Genomic DNA, 16,832 nt, shown 5'->3' with positions numbered 1-16,832 from the left:
CCAATGTCATTTTTTAACGCAGTAACAGAGCAATTCCAATTGGTATTGCTCTATAAACAGATATTGTGGGAAGGTTTTATTCTCACAATAGAACTTGGGATCCTATCCCTAATTGTCGCAGTGATCCTAGGAATTTTGGCAGCACTAGGCTCATTTAGCCAATCTAAATTTATTCGTGGTACAGTCACCGCTTACACAACCATTATCCGTGGCATCCCTGATATTGTTTTGATCTTCTTGTTCTATTTCGGCATGCAGACACTATTAAACAAGATCACAGAATCCATGGGCCTTAGCCGAATCGATATCAGTCCATTTGTGGCAGGTGTTGCGACCATCGGCTTTATGTTCGGTGCATTTATGGCAGAGAGTTTCCGTGGTGCATTATTGTCTGTTCCGAAAGGCCAACGAGAATCAGCATTAGCATTAGGCATGTCTCCTGCGCGCGTATCATTCAAAATTGTGATCCCTCAAGCCATTCGCTTTGCTTTACCTGGATTAAACAACAACTGGCTAGTATTACTCAAGGCAACCGCGTTAATCTCCTTGATTGGTTTACCTGATTTTGTCTCCATTGCTTTAAAAGGCGGACAATCTGTCAGAGCACCTTTCACATTTTTAATTACTGTTGCAATTGGTTATCTTGTATTAACTTCCGTATCAATCGTTGTGGTTAAATGGTTAGAAAAACGTTTTTCTAAAGGCGTTGTCATGGGAGCATACTATGAATAGTCTATTTACAGATTATGCACCACTATTTGCCAACGGCGTTTGGGTGACATTGCAGCTAACTTTTATATCCTCTCTGATCGGTTTAATTTTCGCACTGCCTTTAGCATTTGCTGCCTTATCTAGAAATCCGTTGATTTCAACACCAGTTGCATCATTCAGCTATTTCTTTAGAGGCACGCCATTATTAATCCAGATCTATCTACTCTACTATGGTTTAGGGCAGTTTTCAGCCGAACTTCGTCAAATTCCTTGGCTATGGAACATCGTCAAACAACCTTACTGGTGTGCAATCATCGCATTCAGCATGAATACATGTGCTTATACGATCGAGATTTTTAAAGGATCATTTAAAAATACACCTAAAGGCGAAATTGAAGCCGCCATCGCAATGGGCATGAGTAAATGGCAAATTTTCTATCGTGTGATTTTTCCATCAGGCTTTAGACGTGCACTGCCAGCATATAGTAATGAAGTCATCTTTATGCTTCATGGCACAGCACAAGTATTTGTTATTGCTTTGACTAACTTAGATATTTTGGGTGCAGCAAATCGCATGAAGAATGTAACATTCTTACAATTTACACCTTATTTAATTGCTGCCTGTTTATATCTAGCCATCACATTCTTGTTGATTTTCATTTTCAAAAAATGTGAAAAACGTTGGCTTTCCTATCTACAACCTGCCAATTAAACGAACGTTGCTTTGACTTCCCGTCAAAAATAACGATAATGGTATAAGCAAACACAAAGGACTACAGGCAATGATGAATCTTCCAAATCTTCTCACTTTATTTCGAATCTTCATTATTCCTGTATTCGTATTAGTTGCACTGTTGGATATGAAATCCACTTTTTTTGGTATGCCATTACAAAATTTTTTAATGTGGCTATTGTTTGCATTAGCAGGTGTGACAGATTATTTTGATGGCTATTTAGCACGAAAACTCAATGTATCCTCACCATTTGGTGCATTTTTAGATCCTGTGGCAGATAAACTAATTGTTGCTGTTGCACTGATCATCATCGCGGTGGATACACCAGATTCTTTAATCATCACACTATGTACCATCATCATCATTTGCCGTGAAATCACAATTTCTGCATTACGCGAATGGATGGCATCTTTAGGCCGCAGAAACTCTGTAGCTGTTTCTTGGATTGGTAAATGGAAAACAACTTTCCAAATGGGTTCTATTGGCTGCTTATTATTTAAATCTGATTTTTTTGGTTTGCCAATCTTCTTAATTGGCGAAATAGGGTTAATCGTTGCATCCTTACTAACCCTATATTCCATGATGGATTATTTAATCCTAGCTTATAAAAGCGAGAAAAATCACCATTAAAAATTTTATGAAGGCGCTCATCATCACGCCTTCATTGCTTTTCCACAATCACGAATAAATTTTTCGATGATCATCACTAAACGCAATTCATTTTGTGGCACTGTCATTGTTTCACACACTTGTGCCATCCTAAAGTTTTGCCATGTATCGATAGATGCACTTCGCAAAATTTGAGCCGCTGCATTCATGAACCATAGAATATACGGTGTACCTTGTAGGCCGATCGACAGTTTATTCACATGATCATTATCAATTTCAACCTTGAAACTCAGCTCAACATCATCCCTTTGCAATATAAATGATTGAGTTTCCGTAAACGGTGAATTTTCTAATAATTTTAGATCAATATCACCTTGTGTATCTACTGATGGCAAAACCAATTCACTCTTTTCTGCACGAGCAATCTTTTGTAGTTGATCGATCGCTTGCGCTAGATCATGCACCGCCAAATTAAAATCGGACTCTAATAATTGACGCCCCAAACTAATTCTAACGCTTTCTCTCCCATGTTTATTGTTATAGCCTAATTCAGTTAATACATGAGATGGCAATGTTTCATCACTATTACAAGCTGAACCACGCGAGAAACATAAATATGGCACAGCAGCCATCAAAGTTTCACCATAAACATTCGGAACATGTAGATTAATAATCGCTGGTACAAATTGCACTTCCCCGCCATTTCTGGTCACGCCATATTGGGATAATTTCTCCATTAAATATGCCAAGCGCTGCTCATTTTGTGCTTGTTCTTTATCATAATGTGATGACAACAAACCTATTGCTGTCGCCAAACCCATAATTTGGTGATTCGCCAATGTTCCGACATGATTACCCAATTCAGTTTTTGCGCCATCTAAAACAGAAATCATTGGAATTCTTGGAAAATCTCGTTTATACAATACACCGATCCCTTTTGGGCCATAAATTTTATGTGCTGTGAAACTCGCTAAATCTACTAAAGATAGATCAATCTTAAAATGTGGCAAAGCCTGCGTTGCATCAACATGCAATAAAACTTTATGTTTGCGTGCAATTTTACTAATGGCAGGAATATCATAAATTTCCCCCGTTTCATTATTGACCCATAGCGTGGTAATGATAGCTGTTTCATCAGTAATGGCATTTTCAAACATCTCGGCAGTAATTCTCCCCTGCTCATTAGGCGATAAGAAAGTGACATCATAACCCTCTTGTATCAATGCTTGTGCGGTATTCAATGTTGCTTTATGTTCGGTTGTGATCGCAATCATATGTTTTTTGTTAGTTTGAGCACGCATAACACCTTTCAAAGCCACATTAATGGACTCCGTTGCACCACTTGTTAACGTCAAACAGCTTTGTTCAACCTCTAAAAATTCAGCCATTTTTTGCAAGGATTCATCTATTTGATTATGCGCACTATAACCTTGCATATGCTCACTACTGGCATTTCCCCAAAGAGTATTCAAACCCAACATCATAGAATCTATAACTTCCTTTGCTGGCGGCGTTGTGGCTGCATAATCTAAGTAAATAATTTTTTGATCCATTGCTACTTCACCTCTTTTCCATGACAAACAGTGCATTTTGGATTGCGAGCAAACTTAAACATCTGCCAGTCACCTGTTAATGCGTTGTAAATTCTCATTTGATTGATATTAATATTGAGCCCCAACATAATTTTCAGAGCCTCTTGAGCTTGCATTGCACCTATCATTTGCAAAACTGGCGAAAATACACCCATTAATGCGCAAGCACCATCACCACTGTGTGAGCCTTCAAACAAACAACGATAACAGCCACTTTTTTCATCCCTAAAGTCATAAACAACTAATTGCCCTTCAAAACGGATGGCAGAGCCTGAAATCAACGGAATTTTATAATGATGTGCCACAAAATTAGTCGCTAAACGAATAGCAAAATTATCCGTACAATCCAGAATCATATCAGCATTTTTGGCTAAATCTAATAATAATGCTTCATCTGCTTTATCAGCAATTGCATGAATTGCCACGTTAGGATTTAAATTATGCAAATGCTTTTTAAGTGTTTCAGCTTTATTCTCACCAATATCTTGAGTTTCAAAGTGTATTTGACGCTGTAAATTTGACAAATCAACTTCATCAAAATCCACTAATGTCATCTGACCAACACCTGCAGCCACCAATAATGGCGCTACTGCATTGCCTAAACCACCGCAACCAACCACTAAAACTCGAGATTGCTGAATTTTTTTTTGCCCTTCTAAATCAATCTCTGACAATAAAATGTGCCGAGAATATCGGAGCAACGCTTCATCATTTAACATTAGCATCACATGAGAATAATTAAACGCCCTATTATATACCCATCACCTTTTAATATTCGTTAAATATTTACCTATAAACATTCCTGAGAATTTATATGATGTTTGGAGATCAAAATGATAAAATGCCCGATTCCGCAGCTTTTAGTTCTTTGTTGTTTTTAGGTAGATCATGACACAATCAGTTACTCAGAAAAAATTAGAAAAACGTTTACGCCGCTTAGTTGGCACAGCCATTATGGATTATAAAATGATCGAAGATGGTGATCGCATCATGGTTTGCTTATCAGGCGGGAAAGATTCTTATGCCTTATTAGATCTTTTATTAAAACTAAAAGAGAAAGCGCCTGTAAACTTCGAAGTTTTCGCTGTGAATCTAGACCAAAAACAACCTGGGTTTCCCGAACATGTTTTGCCAAATTACTTAACAGAACTCGGTGTACCTTTTGAGATCATTACACAAGATACATATTCTGTTGTGAAAGAACTCATTCCAGAAGGCAAAACGACTTGCAGCTTATGCTCACGCTTGCGCCGCGGTATTTTATATAGCTATGCTAAAGAAAAAGGTTTCAACAAAATTGCTTTAGGCCATCATCGTGATGACATCGTAGAAACAATGTTTATGAACATGTTCTTTGGCTCAACACTAAAAGCAATGCCACCAAAATTACAAAGCGATGATGGTGATAATATTGTCATCCGCCCGCTTTCATATTGTTCAGAAAAAGATTTGATCAAATACGCAGAAATCCGTGAATTTCCAATCATTCCCTGCAATCTTTGTGGCTCACAAGATGGATTACAGCGTCAAACCACAAAGATGATGCTGCAAGAGTGGGAAGAAAAATATCCTGGTAGAATCGAAAATATTTTCAGATCCATCAAAAACATCAAACCATCACAATTGGCAGATACTGAACTATTTGATTTTGAAAAATTCACAATTAAATCAGAAGAGACTAAAACAGAAGATGATCGTCAAACAAATTGGTTAGCATAATTTATGCTATGCTGACTCCTGAAAAACAATCTCAGGAGGAATCATGAAAGCTGTCGTTATTACTGAATTTGGAGCGCCATCAGTTTTAAAAATTGAAGAACGCGATGTGCCAACGATTGGTAAAAATGAAGTACTCATCAAAGTCAAAGCTGCAGGTATCAATCGATTAGATGTCGCACAACGTAAGGGCAACTACCCAGTACCAGAAGGTGTAGTTGCGGACATCTTAGGCTTAGAAGTTGCGGGGACAATTGAGAAAATTGGTAGCCGAGTTACTGAATGGGAAGTGGGTGATGATGTTTTTGCACTCATTTCTGGTGGTGGCTATGCTGAATATGTCGCAGCGCCTGCTTCTATATGTATTCGCAAACCTGAACATTTATCCTTTGTAGAAGCAGCATCCTTACCCGAAACCGTTTATACCGTTTGGAGCAATGTATTTGATCGTTGTCGATTCCAATCAGGTGAAACATTTATGGTTCACGGTGGCACAAGTGGCATCGGCATCACAGCGATCCAATTGACAAAATTATTTGGTGCAAAAAAAATCTACACAACAGTTGGCAGTGATGATAAAAAAGCTTTTTGTGAGTCTTTAGGCGCAACTGTCATTAATTATAAAACGGATGACTTTTCAGAATACGCGAAAGATGTCGATGTCATTCTAGACATTATCGGCGGTGATTATTTTGGTAAAAACATCAACGCACTCAATACCGATGGTCGCCTCGTTTATATTAATGCAGCTAAGGGCTTTAAAGTCGAATGTAATCTGTTAAAAATTATGACTAAACGCTTAACATTAACAGGTAGCACTTTACGCTCACGTGAATTAACATTCAAAGAGCAGCTGACTGATACGCTCAAAGAAAAATTCATACCTTTAGTAAACAGCGGCGATTTCAAGCCTGTTATCCATGCAACATTTCCATTACATGAAGCAGATAAAGCTCATGAATTGATGGAATCCAGCACTCACATTGGTAAAATAATGCTCAAATTGGATTAATTGTGTAATTATCGCCTATAAAGCTTGCACCTTGAATAAGTAATCTATATAATCACACACCTATTTACTCATAGGCATATAGCTCAGTTGGTTAGAGCACCACCTTGACATGGTGGGGGTCGATGGTTCGAATCCATTTATGCCTACCAGATATTTGGGCCTTTAGCTCAGTTGGTTAGAGCTCTCGACTCATAATCGAGCGGTCGCTGGTTCGAGCCCAGCAAGGCCCACCAATGATTGCTAGGCAAAGAAAAAAGAGCGTTAATCGCTCTTTTTTTACATCTAAAACTCAATCACAACTCATAATTCCCACATGCATTCTGATACATTTATGTTTATAATAATCCCTTTGAAAGAAGCATATTAAGGAATAGAATGTCTTTTCGCACCCATATTGTTACACTGTTATCATTGACAGTTTTATGCTCTACAGTTTCTGCACAAAATGTTAAATATGTTACGGATCAATTACAAGCACCTGTACGTGCTTCTGCCAGCGAATCCAGTCGTATCATTAAAATGTTAACATCTGGTGAAAAAATAAAAATTCTCAATGAAGGTAAACAGCATTATGAAATTCAATATGGTGATAGCAACTCACGCGGATGGATTCATAAAAATTTTGTTATGAATGATCCTGCTGCACGTGAGTTTGTAGAGATGGCAAAACAAGAATACGCACCGCTTCAAGAAAAAATCACAATACTCAATAAAGATAATGCCGAAAAAGAAAATTTAATCATCAATCTACAAGAGAATCAAAAGAAATTAGAACAAGCGCTTCTCGTGCAAACCAATCGCGTCACTCACCTTGAGCAAATCAACAAAAATGTTATCGATATCGATAATGACAATCAATTATTAACTCAAGTCAATATGCAGCAAGAATTAGAATTAAAACAACTGAAAAGCGAAAATTTTACACTCAAAGAGAATAAAAGAAGCGATGAATGGCTAAAAGGTGCTAGCATTCTATTTGCAGGTATCGTTTTAGGTACATCGATCTTGCCTAGACTGCTTCGTTACCGCAATCAAAAGCGTAACTGGAGTCGATATTAATTTATAAAACAAGGAAAATATCACATGAGCACTATTAGTCTTCGACCACTTGAGAAAGAGGACCTTCGATTTGTGCACCATTTAGACAATAACGCATCCATCATGCGTTATTGGTTTGAAGAACCTTATGAGTCTTTTTTAGAACTCTCTGATCTCTACGACAAACACATTCATGATAAAAGTGAGCGCCGTTTTATCTTACAAAATACGGAAGATCAAGAACCTATTGGACTAGTTGAATTAGTAGAAATTGACTACACGCATCGCCGCGCTGAATTCCAAATCATCATTGCGCCTAGCCATCAAGGCAAAGGGCACGCAAGACCAGCAACCAAACTGGCCATGGATTATGCTTTCCATACATTGAATTTGTACAAATTGTATTTAGTTGTGGATGAAGCCAATGAAAAAGCCGTTCATATCTATACAAAATTAGGTTTTTCTGTTGAAGGCGTTTTACGCCATGAATTTTTCTCAGCAGGTGCATATCGCAATGCTATCCGCATGTGTATTTTTCAAAATGAATACATGAAGGCTTTTGAAGGACAACAATAATTTATGACTCAACTGTTGCAAAGTTTTAAACCTTATTTTTCATCCAAAATCTTAGCAGTAGGTTTTTTAAGCTTTGCTTCAGGTTTACCAATATTAATGACACTATCAACATTAACCTACTGGCTCTCTAAATATGGTGTTGATAAAAAAAGCATTGGCTTAATGAGTTTAGCGGGTTTACCTTATGTTTTTAAATTTCTATGGGCACCTTTTTTAGACGCTAAACGCCCTTTTATATTAAATAAATTAGGCAGACGAAAAAGCTGGATTGTGCTATTTCAAACATGTTTAACATTAATATTCTTTGCCTTGTCTACAGTGAATCCCACTGAACATATTGGTATCATATCTATACTCATTTTATTATTGGCGGCATCATCCGCCAGCCAAGATATCGTGATCGATGCTTATAGAATTGATACGCTTTCTAATGAAGAACAATCATATGGCTCAAGCCTATCACAAGTAACCTATCGCATGGCCATGTTAGTCATGGGAGCCGCTGTATTATTTGCATCCGATTATATCGCCTGGTCATCTATATTTTTACTGGTATCCGTACTCTTTGGCGCCATCACAGTGATTACTTTACTTTTCATCAAAGAAGAACAAAAAAATCTAGAACCCTCAAGCACGCAAACTTTATCAACTGCTTCAACGCTGGCTGACTACATTCTAATCCCCTTTAAAAATTTCATCGTTCGCCCACAAGCACTATTAATTTTAATTTTTATTTTACTATTCAAAATGCCCGATGCCATCGCAGGTGTTTTAATTCCTGCATTTTACGATGAGATGGGCTATACAGGCGCACAAATTGGCTTAATCAGCAAAGTTTACGGCTTAATCGCAACTTTATTAGGTGCATTCATCTCCGCAAATATTATTGCTCGCATGAGCTTATACAGCGCGCTAATTTGGTCATCCACATTAATGGGCTTAACCAACTTAGGCTATATCCTAGTTTTGCATTACCCAACAGCCTTATCTTTAACTTTAGCCATCTCACTAGAAAACTTCATTGGCGGATTCGCAAGTGCTGTATTCATCACATATTTGAGCCTATTATGTAACCGCTCCTATTCCGCCACACAATATGCAATGCTAAGTGCTATAGCTGCTTTCTCTTTACGCATATTTGGCTCATTCTCAGGTTTTGCTGTAGAAGATTACGGCTGGCAGAGTTTCTTTATATTCACCGCATTTTTATTTGTGCCTGCACTATTTGTTTTAACCATGATTAAAACAAGTATTTTGCAGCTGCAAGCCAGTAATACTGCCAAACAAAACCAATAAACAATTTCTCATTTAATCCATGTTATTGCTTAACTGAAAAAAGTTGGTATTGATGGTTTTTCTTATCGATGGCAGATTGTCGCTCTTTTTTAGGAATCAACTCTAAAATAGTTTCTGAATATTTTGTATCAACATTTGAAAACTCCTCAGCAATTGCCATCCAAATATATGCATCGACATCGCTCTGCTTCGTACCTTCACCTTTAAAATACATTTCACCCAAACGAAACATCGCATCCAAATAACCAGATTTAGCAGCTTTCATTATGTTATTAAAGGCCAATTCAGGATTTTTTTCGATAATGATTTTATCACCCTTAAAACCTTCCCTTTGCATAATTCCTACAGAGTAAAAAGCTGGTGAATAATCTTGCAAACTTGCCAAATATAAATAATCCGTCAATTTTGCTTGATCCGCCTTAACATATTCTCCTTTACTATAAATATCGATTAAAGCCATAATGGATGGTAAATGTCCTGACTGATTCACATAATCAATATTATCTTCAAACAATGCTATCGACTGATCAATATTTTGTTGACCTGACTCAGGCGATAAATACAAATATGCCAATGTATAACGAGCATCCTGACTACCTTCAGAAACAGCTCTCTTCAAATACATTTCAGATTTCGCAAAATCCTGCGCGAGAACCTCATTCCCACCTTGATCAAAATAACCTGCAAAATATAAATCACCCAATAAAGTCATTGCTGACACATAATTTTGATCTGCTGATTGTTGTAAATACTCTAACTGCTTTGAAATATTATTATTCTTTCCATAATAAATTGCAGCCATAAAGCTCGCTTCAGCATTAGTTGGATTTTCCTTCAATACAGCTTCTATACCACCAATATTACCATCGTCCAACATCTGCTTTAAATCGCCTGATTCCACAGCAAAAACCTGTACTGCCAATACACTAGAAATGATCAATGCTAAACTTATTTTTTTCATAATTCTCCGTTCTATCATCAATGCTTTCAATCAATATTACTATTACTTGATAAAAAATAGCCCTTAATTTTTAAGGGCTAATTCTACAACTTACTTAGCAACAATATTCACTAGCTTTTTCGGTACCACAATCACTTTCATGATCTGCATACCTTCAAAATGACGCTGCGCTGCTTCATTTGCCAATGCCATTGCTTCAATCTCTTCCTTAGAAGCGGAAGCTGCAATCACAAACTCACCACGCAATTTACCATTCACTTGGATCACATAGTTGATTTCATCGCGAACCAATACAGATTCATCCACAGTTGGGATTTCTGCTGTTTCGATCTTACCTTCAAATACATTATTCCAAATTTCATGCGTTACATGCGGAATGATTGGATATAGCAAACGCAACATGATGGAGAAGCCTTCGTTTCGCACAAATTTCGCTTCTTCGCTGTTATCCAAGTCACCCAATGCATTCAACATTTTCATACACGCTGAAATGACAGTATTGTATTGATAACGATCATAGTCGAATAATGCTTTCTTCAACTCTTCATGCACAACACGACGAACATCTTTAGACGCCTTGTGAGATGGCGCATATTCGACTTTTTCAGCCAATGAATCTTTAAATTCATAACCGAATGTCCATAAACGCTTCAAGAAACGCTGAGCACCTTCAACACCTGAAACCGACCACTCCAAAGATTGCTCTGGTGGCGCACTGAACATCATGAATAAACGCGCTGTATCTGCACCATATTCATTGATGATGAATTCTGGATCTACACCATTGTTCTTTGATTTACTCATCTTCTGAACGCCGCCATAAATCACAGGCTGACCATCTGCGTTTAAGATATAAGTTGTTTCACCATCTTTAACAACTGGTGTCACATCATCCAAGTTATACCAAGTATAACCCGTTGAAGCATGACGATAGAAGGATGGAGAAATTACCATACCTTGTGTTAACAACGCTTTGAATGGTTCTTTGGGCGCTTTAGCTGGATCACCCAATAAACCTTCATCACGCATCAATTTATGGAAGAAACGTGAATACAATAAGTGAAGGATTGCATGCTCAATACCGCCAATGTATTGATCCACTGGCAACCATTGTTCTGCACGTTCATCCAACATTGCCGTTTCGCAGTCATGCGATGCAAAACGCGCATAATACCAAGATGAATCCATGAATGTATCCATCGTATCTGTTTCACGGCGCGCAGGTTTACCACATTTTGGACAATCAGCCTTTAAAAACTCTTCGTTTTTATGCAAAGGATTACCTGAACCATCTGGAATCAAATCATTTGGCAATACTACTGGTAAATCCTTTTCTGGCACTGGCACATCACCACAACATTCACAATGAATGATTGGAATTGGGCAACCCCAATAACGCTGACGAGAAATCCCCCAATCACGCAAACGATACTGAGTTTTGATAAAACCTAAATCTTTAGCTTCTAAGAATTTAGCAATCGCTTGCGTTGCTTCTTCAAAGCCTAAACCATTGAATTCACCTGAATTAATCAATGAACCATGTTCAGCATAAGCTTCCTGCCATATTGTGTAGCTTTGATCTTCTGCATTATTTTCAATCACTGGTTTAATTGGTAAACCATATTTATTTGCAAACTCAAAGTCGCGCTCATCATGTGCTGGTACTGCCATTACAGCGCCTTCACCATAAGTGATGATCACATAGTTAGCCACCCAAACTGGCAATTGATCACCAGTGATTGGATGAGTAACAAATGCGCCTGTTGCCATCCCTTTTTTCTCTTGGGTTGCAATATCAGCTTCGTTTGTACCACCTTTTTTACACTCTTCAATGAATGCTTGTAATTCAGGATTATTGGCAGCAGCCTTTTGTGCAATTGCATGCTCTGGCGCAACTGCAACATAGCTTGCACCCATCAATGTATCTGGGCGAGTTGTAAATACATGCACTGTGCCATCTTCATAAGGGAAACCGATTTCCATCCCCTGTGATTTACCGATCCAGTTTTTCTGCATGATTTTAACTTGTAACGGCCATTCCGTTAAAGTTTCTAAATCTTCTAATAATTCATCAGCATAATCAGTAATACGGAAGTAATACATTGGAATTTCACGGCGCTCAACTTCTGCACCAGAACGCCAACCTTTACCGTCAATCACTTGCTCATTGGCAAGAACTGTCTGATCAATTGGATCCCAGTTCACAATACCGTTTTTACGGTAAATAATGCCTTTTTCATATAGTTTCGTGAAAAACCACTGCTCCCAACGATAATAATCAGGCTCACATGTTGCGATCTCACGATCCCAATCAAAACCAAAGCCCAAAAGCTTCAACTGGTTTTTCATATAAGACATGTTTTTTTGCGTCCATTGATAAGGTGAAACTTTATTATCAATCGCCGCATTTTCAGCTGGCATACCAAATGCATCCCAACCCATTGGCTGAAGAACGTTAAAGCCCTTCATCGTCATATAACGGCTCATTACATCGCCAATTGTATAGTTACGCACATGCCCCATGTGAAGTCGACCAGATGGATATGGGAACATAGATAGGCAGTAATAGTTCTGCTTACCTTCTACATGATCTGCAACTTTAAATGTTTTATTGTCTTCCCAATAAGACTGTGCTGTTTTCTCAACATCTTGGTGATGATACGCTGGTTTCATACGACATTATTCCAATCTATTCAATTAAACAAAGAAAAACACTCATTCTACCTTATTTTTTCGATACTTGTGCGTTTTCTCATAAACCTTTTGCATATTTTCTATCAAATTTATTTTCACGTAACATAATGATATTACTTATTTTTTCAAAATAAACACAAGTATTTATATGAGAATTATTACTATTTATAAATGATTACTATTAACATTTGATATTTTTATTGCTACAATTCAAAACACAAATCAAGATTAGCTGAAAACTGGAGCATCTATGACAACCGAGTCAAATGAATTTAATGTAGAAATCGTCGATAACAAAGGGGCTGATTTATACGCAGAATTAGAGCCTGAGTTACAACGTTTACATGAAGAGAATATCACGCTTCTCATGGCAACGGTTGATGATGAGCAGATCGCACATGCTAGTTATACACCATTTGCAGTAATGGATGGCGATTACTATATTTTCATCGCAGACATTGCTTATCACACACAACATGTGAAAAAGCGCCCTATTTTTGACATTATGATTGTGGATGATGAAAGCAAAACTCGTAATATCTATGCTCGTAAACGCGTAACTTATCAAGTAGAAGCTCGCGAAATAATGCGAGAAGAAGCTGATTTTGAAAAAGGTTTAAGTGCGCTGACAGCCCGCGCTGGTAAAACAGTGAACGTATTACGCGATATGGGCGACTTCCACCTATTTAGATTATCTCCCATTAAAGGCACATTGGTGACAGGATTTGGTAAAGCATTTAGATTGAATCCTAAAGACCAAACTAAAACAACACATTTAACAGGCATTGACGGTAAAGGTCATGGCAAAGGCCACGGCGTACCTAAACGAGCCTAACCAAACATATATGCAAGCGACGATCCAAAATGGTTTTAAAACTGCTATCGCTCCCTGAGTTTTAAAATTATTTTCATCCAAAAGCTCCCCCCTCGCTTAAGGATACTTAGTTTGATGATAACCTCTTTTAATCAACACTTACCCCCACGTCGCTTGCATATATTCTTAATGTTCCAAAGGAAATTATGTTAACTGAAACACAGAAAATCGACATTCAAGAACGCTTAGCTAAAAACCCAGGCATTCTTTTTGAAACATTGGCAGAATCTAATGATGCTAGCGAAGCGGAGATGATCGAATGTTTACCCAAAGAACTTTGGTCCAAAGCATCTGGTGAACTTTTCCAAGAGATCTTAACGCGCATTGCCACTTGGGGTAAAGTCATGACCATCATTCACACTGTGGATGCTGTTTTTGAATTCTCTGGCCCATTCCCAGCTGGTGAAGAAGGTCATGGCTTTTATAATCTAGATGCAACAAGCGGCTTCCAAGGCCATTTACGATACAAAAACTGTGGTGCGATTTATTTCATCACTCGCCCTTTCCGCGGCTCTGAAACTCGTAGCATTTTATTTGCTAATCACGATGGCGGCATCATATTCAAGATTTTCTTAGGCCGAGATGAAAACCGCACCATCTTCCCAGAACAAATTGAAAAATTCCAAGCATTAGCAACAGAATTTAAACAATCAGCATAATTATAATCCCTGCTTTACTAGTCCTAGACGTTGGGCTTCATCGACCTACATCATGAAGCCATTTTTTTGCCTAAAATTTTATAGATTATTTAATAATCAAATTCTTTACCATATTTATATTCATTAATCATATTTTTGTCAGTAATAATTTCTAATGGTCTATTAGATAATTCTTCAATATCATCTAAATTCAACATTTTCATTGACATGATACGATCAATAGCCAATTCCGCTGAGAGATCACCTTTAGTAAAGACAGGAATATCATTAAAATTTAGTTGATACAGATGCTCCCTTGCAGCTACCGTGCGATTGATTAAAAAATCATGATTAGATGCATATATAATCCCCCAATCACCCCAATACGTATATGGAAATACAGAATTTGTCGTTTTCATCACATCAAGAAATCCAGTGCTATTCAATGCAATAATTCCATCATCTGTCAATGAATTAGATAATAATTTCATCATTTCTTGTGATAAAATATTTGTTGCGCCTGAACGCCAATAAAAAGTTGTGTTCATAATAATTAAATCATACTTTTCATCTGGATTTCGTCGAATCCAACGACGACCATCATCAATATGAATAGTAATACGATGATCATACAAAACAGGGAAAATTTCAGGATATAACTCTATAGCATCTACATATCCAGGGTTTAATTCAATCGCATCAATTTTTTCTAATGTTGGAAAACTAGATAAAGCACGAAGCCAAGCACCACCACTTACACCAATCACTAAAGCTCTTTTGGGTTCTGGATGCAAAACATCTAATGCAATAACTCGACGCACAGCACTTTCATCCTGAATAAGCTCAACTTTCATCATACCATCATAAATATTTCCACCATAAATGATATCTCCTCCACTAGAAGAACGTATATCAATCACTCCATGCCTATTTTCTGCATGAAAAATTGTTTGTGAATTTTTATTCAACTTCCAATACGCAGGGTTATTAATTATATTATTATTTATAATAAAAAATATACTAGCAAGAATAATAACAAGTCCCATTATTTTTCCTATTCTACTAATAATCAACATAACTATTGCAAGTAACAATATAAAATAACCAATATAAATAAATGATTGATAAGTTGTAATATATGCCAATAAGAATACACCAAAAAAAATGGTACCCAGTGTTGCCCCTACGATATTACAACAATAAACTATTGAAACAGAAGATCCGATCTTTGCTGTATTATCCAATGAACTACCTAAATGATGAGCAATAGGAAAAATTACAGCCTTCAAACTAGATGTAGCTAAAATTAATAATATATATATAAAGACAGACTCACCATATATATCCACTCCTACATCCATTATATAGGGTATAAAAACATCTAGTACACCACCAAATAATAGAAGAATCCCTCCTAAAAATAAAATTCTACTCTGACTAGCTTGTAAACAAATATTTTTTCCAATCATTGCTCCTGTAGCAATTCCCAATAAATATATTGTCAATACAAATGAAAATGCTTGAGGAGTTCCACTCAGCTGATAACTCACCACTCTAAACCATAGCATCTCTTGCCCGAGGCTTACGAAACCAATGGAAAAAGATAAAAATAGTGCAAACATTCTTAACATTTGGTCTCTCCTCTAAATAACATAAATGTACCAATTGCAACAAAAAAATTGATTAACGCAGCTAGTACAATCACGATATCTAATGTGAAATAATGAAATAAAACAAAACCTGTTAAAAATGCACCCAATGTCGCACCAAATGTATTCACTGCATATAAATGCCCTGTGGAATGTCCAATATTATTCCACTGCCTGACAACGTAAGTAATTAAAATAGGTAAAGTTGCCCCCATTAATAATGCTGGGATTAATACTACAATGAAATTAACCAAAGCAATTACAAATAAATTGTATTGAATGAATAAATCACCTACTGTTAAAATCAACGTGTAACTCATCAAACCATACAAGCCTATGCCAATTTCACAGCCACAAAATAGCAATAAAGTTTTATTAGGATACTTATCAGATAGCAATCCGCCAATGATAGCACCAAACCCTAAACCCAACATAAATGCCGCAACAATAATTGTAGCAGACTCATAATTTGAGCCAAATGCGATATTTAAAACCCTTTGCCAAGAAACTTGGTACATTAAACCAGAACTACCTGACAAAAAAAACAAACCACTTAATGCAACTAACACAGTATTATTTTTTATTAACTTATCCATACATTCTCATATAACTTTATTATTAAATATTTAAACTGAGTATTCTGTAACTTATTTAATATCTATGCAAACAATATTCTCTGATAAAAACTGATAGATTTTATCCATATCCACATATTGCCTAATATGATCAGCC

16 protein-coding genes and 2 tRNA genes are annotated in these 16,832 nt (G+C 36.9%); 12 read left to right on the top strand and 6 right to left on the bottom strand.

What is annotated here, in order from left to right:
- Window positions 1–3 precede the first annotated feature (3 nt).
- The 3 genes from ACA100_RS08075 to pgsA all read left to right on the top strand — a co-directional run bounded on the left by ACA100_RS08075 (window position 4) and on the right by pgsA (window position 2,075).
- Window positions 4–732, top strand: coding sequence for an ABC transporter permease (locus tag ACA100_RS08075; protein WP_481077192.1), 729 nt, complete (start codon window positions 4–6; stop codon window positions 730–732).
- Entirely contained in the window at window positions 725–1,423 is a 699-nt protein-coding gene (locus ACA100_RS08070; protein ID WP_481077191.1) for an ABC transporter permease, read from the top strand. The genes ACA100_RS08075 and ACA100_RS08070 overlap by 8 nt, the downstream gene beginning before the upstream one ends.
- A 70-nt stretch (window positions 1,424–1,493) precedes the next feature.
- The gene (pgsA, locus tag ACA100_RS08065; RefSeq protein WP_481077190.1) at window positions 1,494–2,075 is read left to right on the top strand and encodes a CDP-diacylglycerol--glycerol-3-phosphate 3-phosphatidyltransferase; all 582 of its coding nucleotides are present in this window, start codon (window positions 1,494–1,496) and stop codon (window positions 2,073–2,075) included.
- Window positions 2,076–2,098: 23 nt separating this feature from the next.
- Here pgsA and ACA100_RS08060 read toward each other — a convergent pair whose 3' ends face one another.
- Both ACA100_RS08060 and ACA100_RS08055 read right to left on the bottom strand, forming a co-directional pair.
- On the bottom strand, window positions 2,099–3,607 hold the full coding sequence (locus ACA100_RS08060) for a cysteine desulfurase family protein (protein ID WP_481077189.1): 1,509 nt from the start codon (window positions 3,605–3,607) through the stop codon (window positions 2,099–2,101).
- A gap of 2 nt (window positions 3,608–3,609) precedes the next feature.
- A complete protein-coding gene (locus tag ACA100_RS08055; RefSeq protein WP_481077188.1) occupies window positions 3,610–4,365 on the bottom strand; it encodes a HesA/MoeB/ThiF family protein in 756 nt (251 codons plus the stop codon).
- A gap of 166 nt (window positions 4,366–4,531) precedes the next feature.
- Here ACA100_RS08055 and ttcA point away from each other — a divergent pair, with 166 nt between their 5' ends.
- The 7 genes from ttcA to ACA100_RS08020 all read left to right on the top strand — a co-directional run bounded on the left by ttcA (window position 4,532) and on the right by ACA100_RS08020 (window position 9,284).
- Entirely contained in the window at window positions 4,532–5,365 is an 834-nt protein-coding gene (gene ttcA, locus ACA100_RS08050) for a tRNA 2-thiocytidine(32) synthetase TtcA (protein ID WP_481079121.1), read from the top strand.
- Window positions 5,366–5,408: 43 nt separating this feature from the next.
- Window positions 5,409–6,374 (top strand): NAD(P)H-quinone oxidoreductase, encoded by a 966-nt coding sequence (locus ACA100_RS08045; RefSeq protein WP_481077187.1) that lies wholly within the window; start codon window positions 5,409–5,411, stop codon window positions 6,372–6,374.
- A gap of 72 nt (window positions 6,375–6,446) precedes the next feature.
- Window positions 6,447–6,523: transfer RNA gene (locus tag ACA100_RS08040), tRNA-Val, on the top strand.
- Between the two features lie 7 nt (window positions 6,524–6,530).
- Window positions 6,531–6,607, top strand: a tRNA-Ile gene (locus ACA100_RS08035).
- Window positions 6,608–6,749: 142 nt separating this feature from the next.
- Window positions 6,750–7,433 (top strand): TIGR04211 family SH3 domain-containing protein, encoded by a 684-nt coding sequence (locus ACA100_RS08030; RefSeq protein WP_481077186.1) that lies wholly within the window; start codon window positions 6,750–6,752, stop codon window positions 7,431–7,433.
- A gap of 24 nt (window positions 7,434–7,457) precedes the next feature.
- Complete coding sequence (gene speG, locus ACA100_RS08025) at window positions 7,458–7,988, top strand: spermidine N1-acetyltransferase (protein ID WP_481077185.1); 531 nt, start codon at window positions 7,458–7,460, stop codon at window positions 7,986–7,988.
- 3 nt (window positions 7,989–7,991) lie between these two features.
- Entirely contained in the window at window positions 7,992–9,284 is a 1,293-nt protein-coding gene (locus ACA100_RS08020) for an AmpG family muropeptide MFS transporter (RefSeq protein WP_481077184.1), read from the top strand.
- A 22-nt stretch (window positions 9,285–9,306) separates the two neighbouring features.
- Here the strand turns inward: ACA100_RS08020 and ACA100_RS08015 are convergent, their stop codons facing one another.
- Window positions 9,307–10,245 carry a tetratricopeptide repeat protein gene (locus ACA100_RS08015; protein WP_481077183.1) on the bottom strand — a complete coding sequence of 313 codons (939 nt, stop codon included), beginning with the start codon at window positions 10,243–10,245 and terminating at the stop codon, window positions 9,307–9,309.
- 90 nt (window positions 10,246–10,335) lie between these two features.
- The gene (gene leuS / locus ACA100_RS08010) at window positions 10,336–12,918 is read right to left on the bottom strand and encodes a leucine--tRNA ligase (protein WP_481077182.1); all 2,583 of its coding nucleotides are present in this window, start codon (window positions 12,916–12,918) and stop codon (window positions 10,336–10,338) included.
- Between the two features lie 271 nt (window positions 12,919–13,189).
- On the opposite strand from leuS, the gene ACA100_RS08005 reads away from it, so the two are divergent.
- Window positions 13,190–13,774 (top strand): HugZ family pyridoxamine 5'-phosphate oxidase, encoded by a 585-nt coding sequence (locus tag ACA100_RS08005; protein WP_481077181.1) that lies wholly within the window; start codon window positions 13,190–13,192, stop codon window positions 13,772–13,774.
- A 185-nt stretch (window positions 13,775–13,959) separates the two neighbouring features.
- Complete coding sequence (hutX, locus tag ACA100_RS08000) at window positions 13,960–14,472, top strand: heme utilization cystosolic carrier protein HutX (protein WP_481077180.1); 513 nt, start codon at window positions 13,960–13,962, stop codon at window positions 14,470–14,472.
- Between the two features lie 89 nt (window positions 14,473–14,561).
- Here hutX and ACA100_RS07995 read toward each other — a convergent pair whose 3' ends face one another.
- Together ACA100_RS07995 and ACA100_RS07990 are read right to left on the bottom strand one after the other, a co-directional pair.
- Window positions 14,562–16,082: a spermine/spermidine synthase domain-containing protein gene (locus tag ACA100_RS07995; RefSeq protein WP_481077179.1), complete on the bottom strand. Its 1,521-nt coding sequence runs from the start codon at window positions 16,080–16,082 to the stop codon at window positions 14,562–14,564.
- Window positions 16,076–16,696: a fused MFS/spermidine synthase gene (locus tag ACA100_RS07990; RefSeq protein WP_481077178.1), complete on the bottom strand. Its 621-nt coding sequence runs from the start codon at window positions 16,694–16,696 to the stop codon at window positions 16,076–16,078. The genes ACA100_RS07995 and ACA100_RS07990 overlap by 7 nt, the downstream gene beginning before the upstream one ends.
- Window positions 16,697–16,832: the final 136 nt, after the last annotated feature.

The sequence above is a fragment of the Wohlfahrtiimonas sp. XWW7 genome (assembly GCF_056716055.1).
The sequence above is the reverse complement of the archived record's forward strand: the minus strand, read 5'-3'. Positions and strand labels throughout refer to the sequence as shown.

Coding starts and splice junctions, on each gene's coding strand:
- ACA100_RS08075 (WP_481077192.1), top strand. CDS start 4: ATGTCATTTTTTAACGCAGTAACAGAGCAATTCCAATTGGTATTGCTC.
- ACA100_RS08070 (WP_481077191.1), top strand. CDS start 725: ATGAATAGTCTATTTACAGATTATGCACCACTATTTGCCAACGGCGTT.
- pgsA (WP_481077190.1), top strand. CDS start 1,494: ATGATGAATCTTCCAAATCTTCTCACTTTATTTCGAATCTTCATTATT.
- ACA100_RS08060 (WP_481077189.1), bottom strand. CDS start 3,607: ATGGATCAAAAAATTATTTACTTAGATTATGCAGCCACAACGCCGCCA.
- ACA100_RS08055 (WP_481077188.1), bottom strand. CDS start 4,365: ATGTTAAATGATGAAGCGTTGCTCCGATATTCTCGGCACATTTTATTG.
- ACA100_RS08045 (WP_481077187.1), top strand. CDS start 5,409: ATGAAAGCTGTCGTTATTACTGAATTTGGAGCGCCATCAGTTTTAAAA.
- ACA100_RS08030 (WP_481077186.1), top strand. CDS start 6,750: ATGTCTTTTCGCACCCATATTGTTACACTGTTATCATTGACAGTTTTA.
- speG (WP_481077185.1), top strand. CDS start 7,458: ATGAGCACTATTAGTCTTCGACCACTTGAGAAAGAGGACCTTCGATTT.
- ACA100_RS08020 (WP_481077184.1), top strand. CDS start 7,992: ATGACTCAACTGTTGCAAAGTTTTAAACCTTATTTTTCATCCAAAATC.
- ACA100_RS08015 (WP_481077183.1), bottom strand. CDS start 10,245: ATGAAAAAAATAAGTTTAGCATTGATCATTTCTAGTGTATTGGCAGTA.
- leuS (WP_481077182.1), bottom strand. CDS start 12,918: ATGAAACCAGCGTATCATCACCAAGATGTTGAGAAAACAGCACAGTCT.
- ACA100_RS08005 (WP_481077181.1), top strand. CDS start 13,190: ATGACAACCGAGTCAAATGAATTTAATGTAGAAATCGTCGATAACAAA.
- hutX (WP_481077180.1), top strand. CDS start 13,960: ATGTTAACTGAAACACAGAAAATCGACATTCAAGAACGCTTAGCTAAA.
- ACA100_RS07995 (WP_481077179.1), bottom strand. CDS start 16,082: ATGTTAAGAATGTTTGCACTATTTTTATCTTTTTCCATTGGTTTCGTA.
- ACA100_RS07990 (WP_481077178.1), bottom strand. CDS start 16,696: ATGGATAAGTTAATAAAAAATAATACTGTGTTAGTTGCATTAAGTGGT.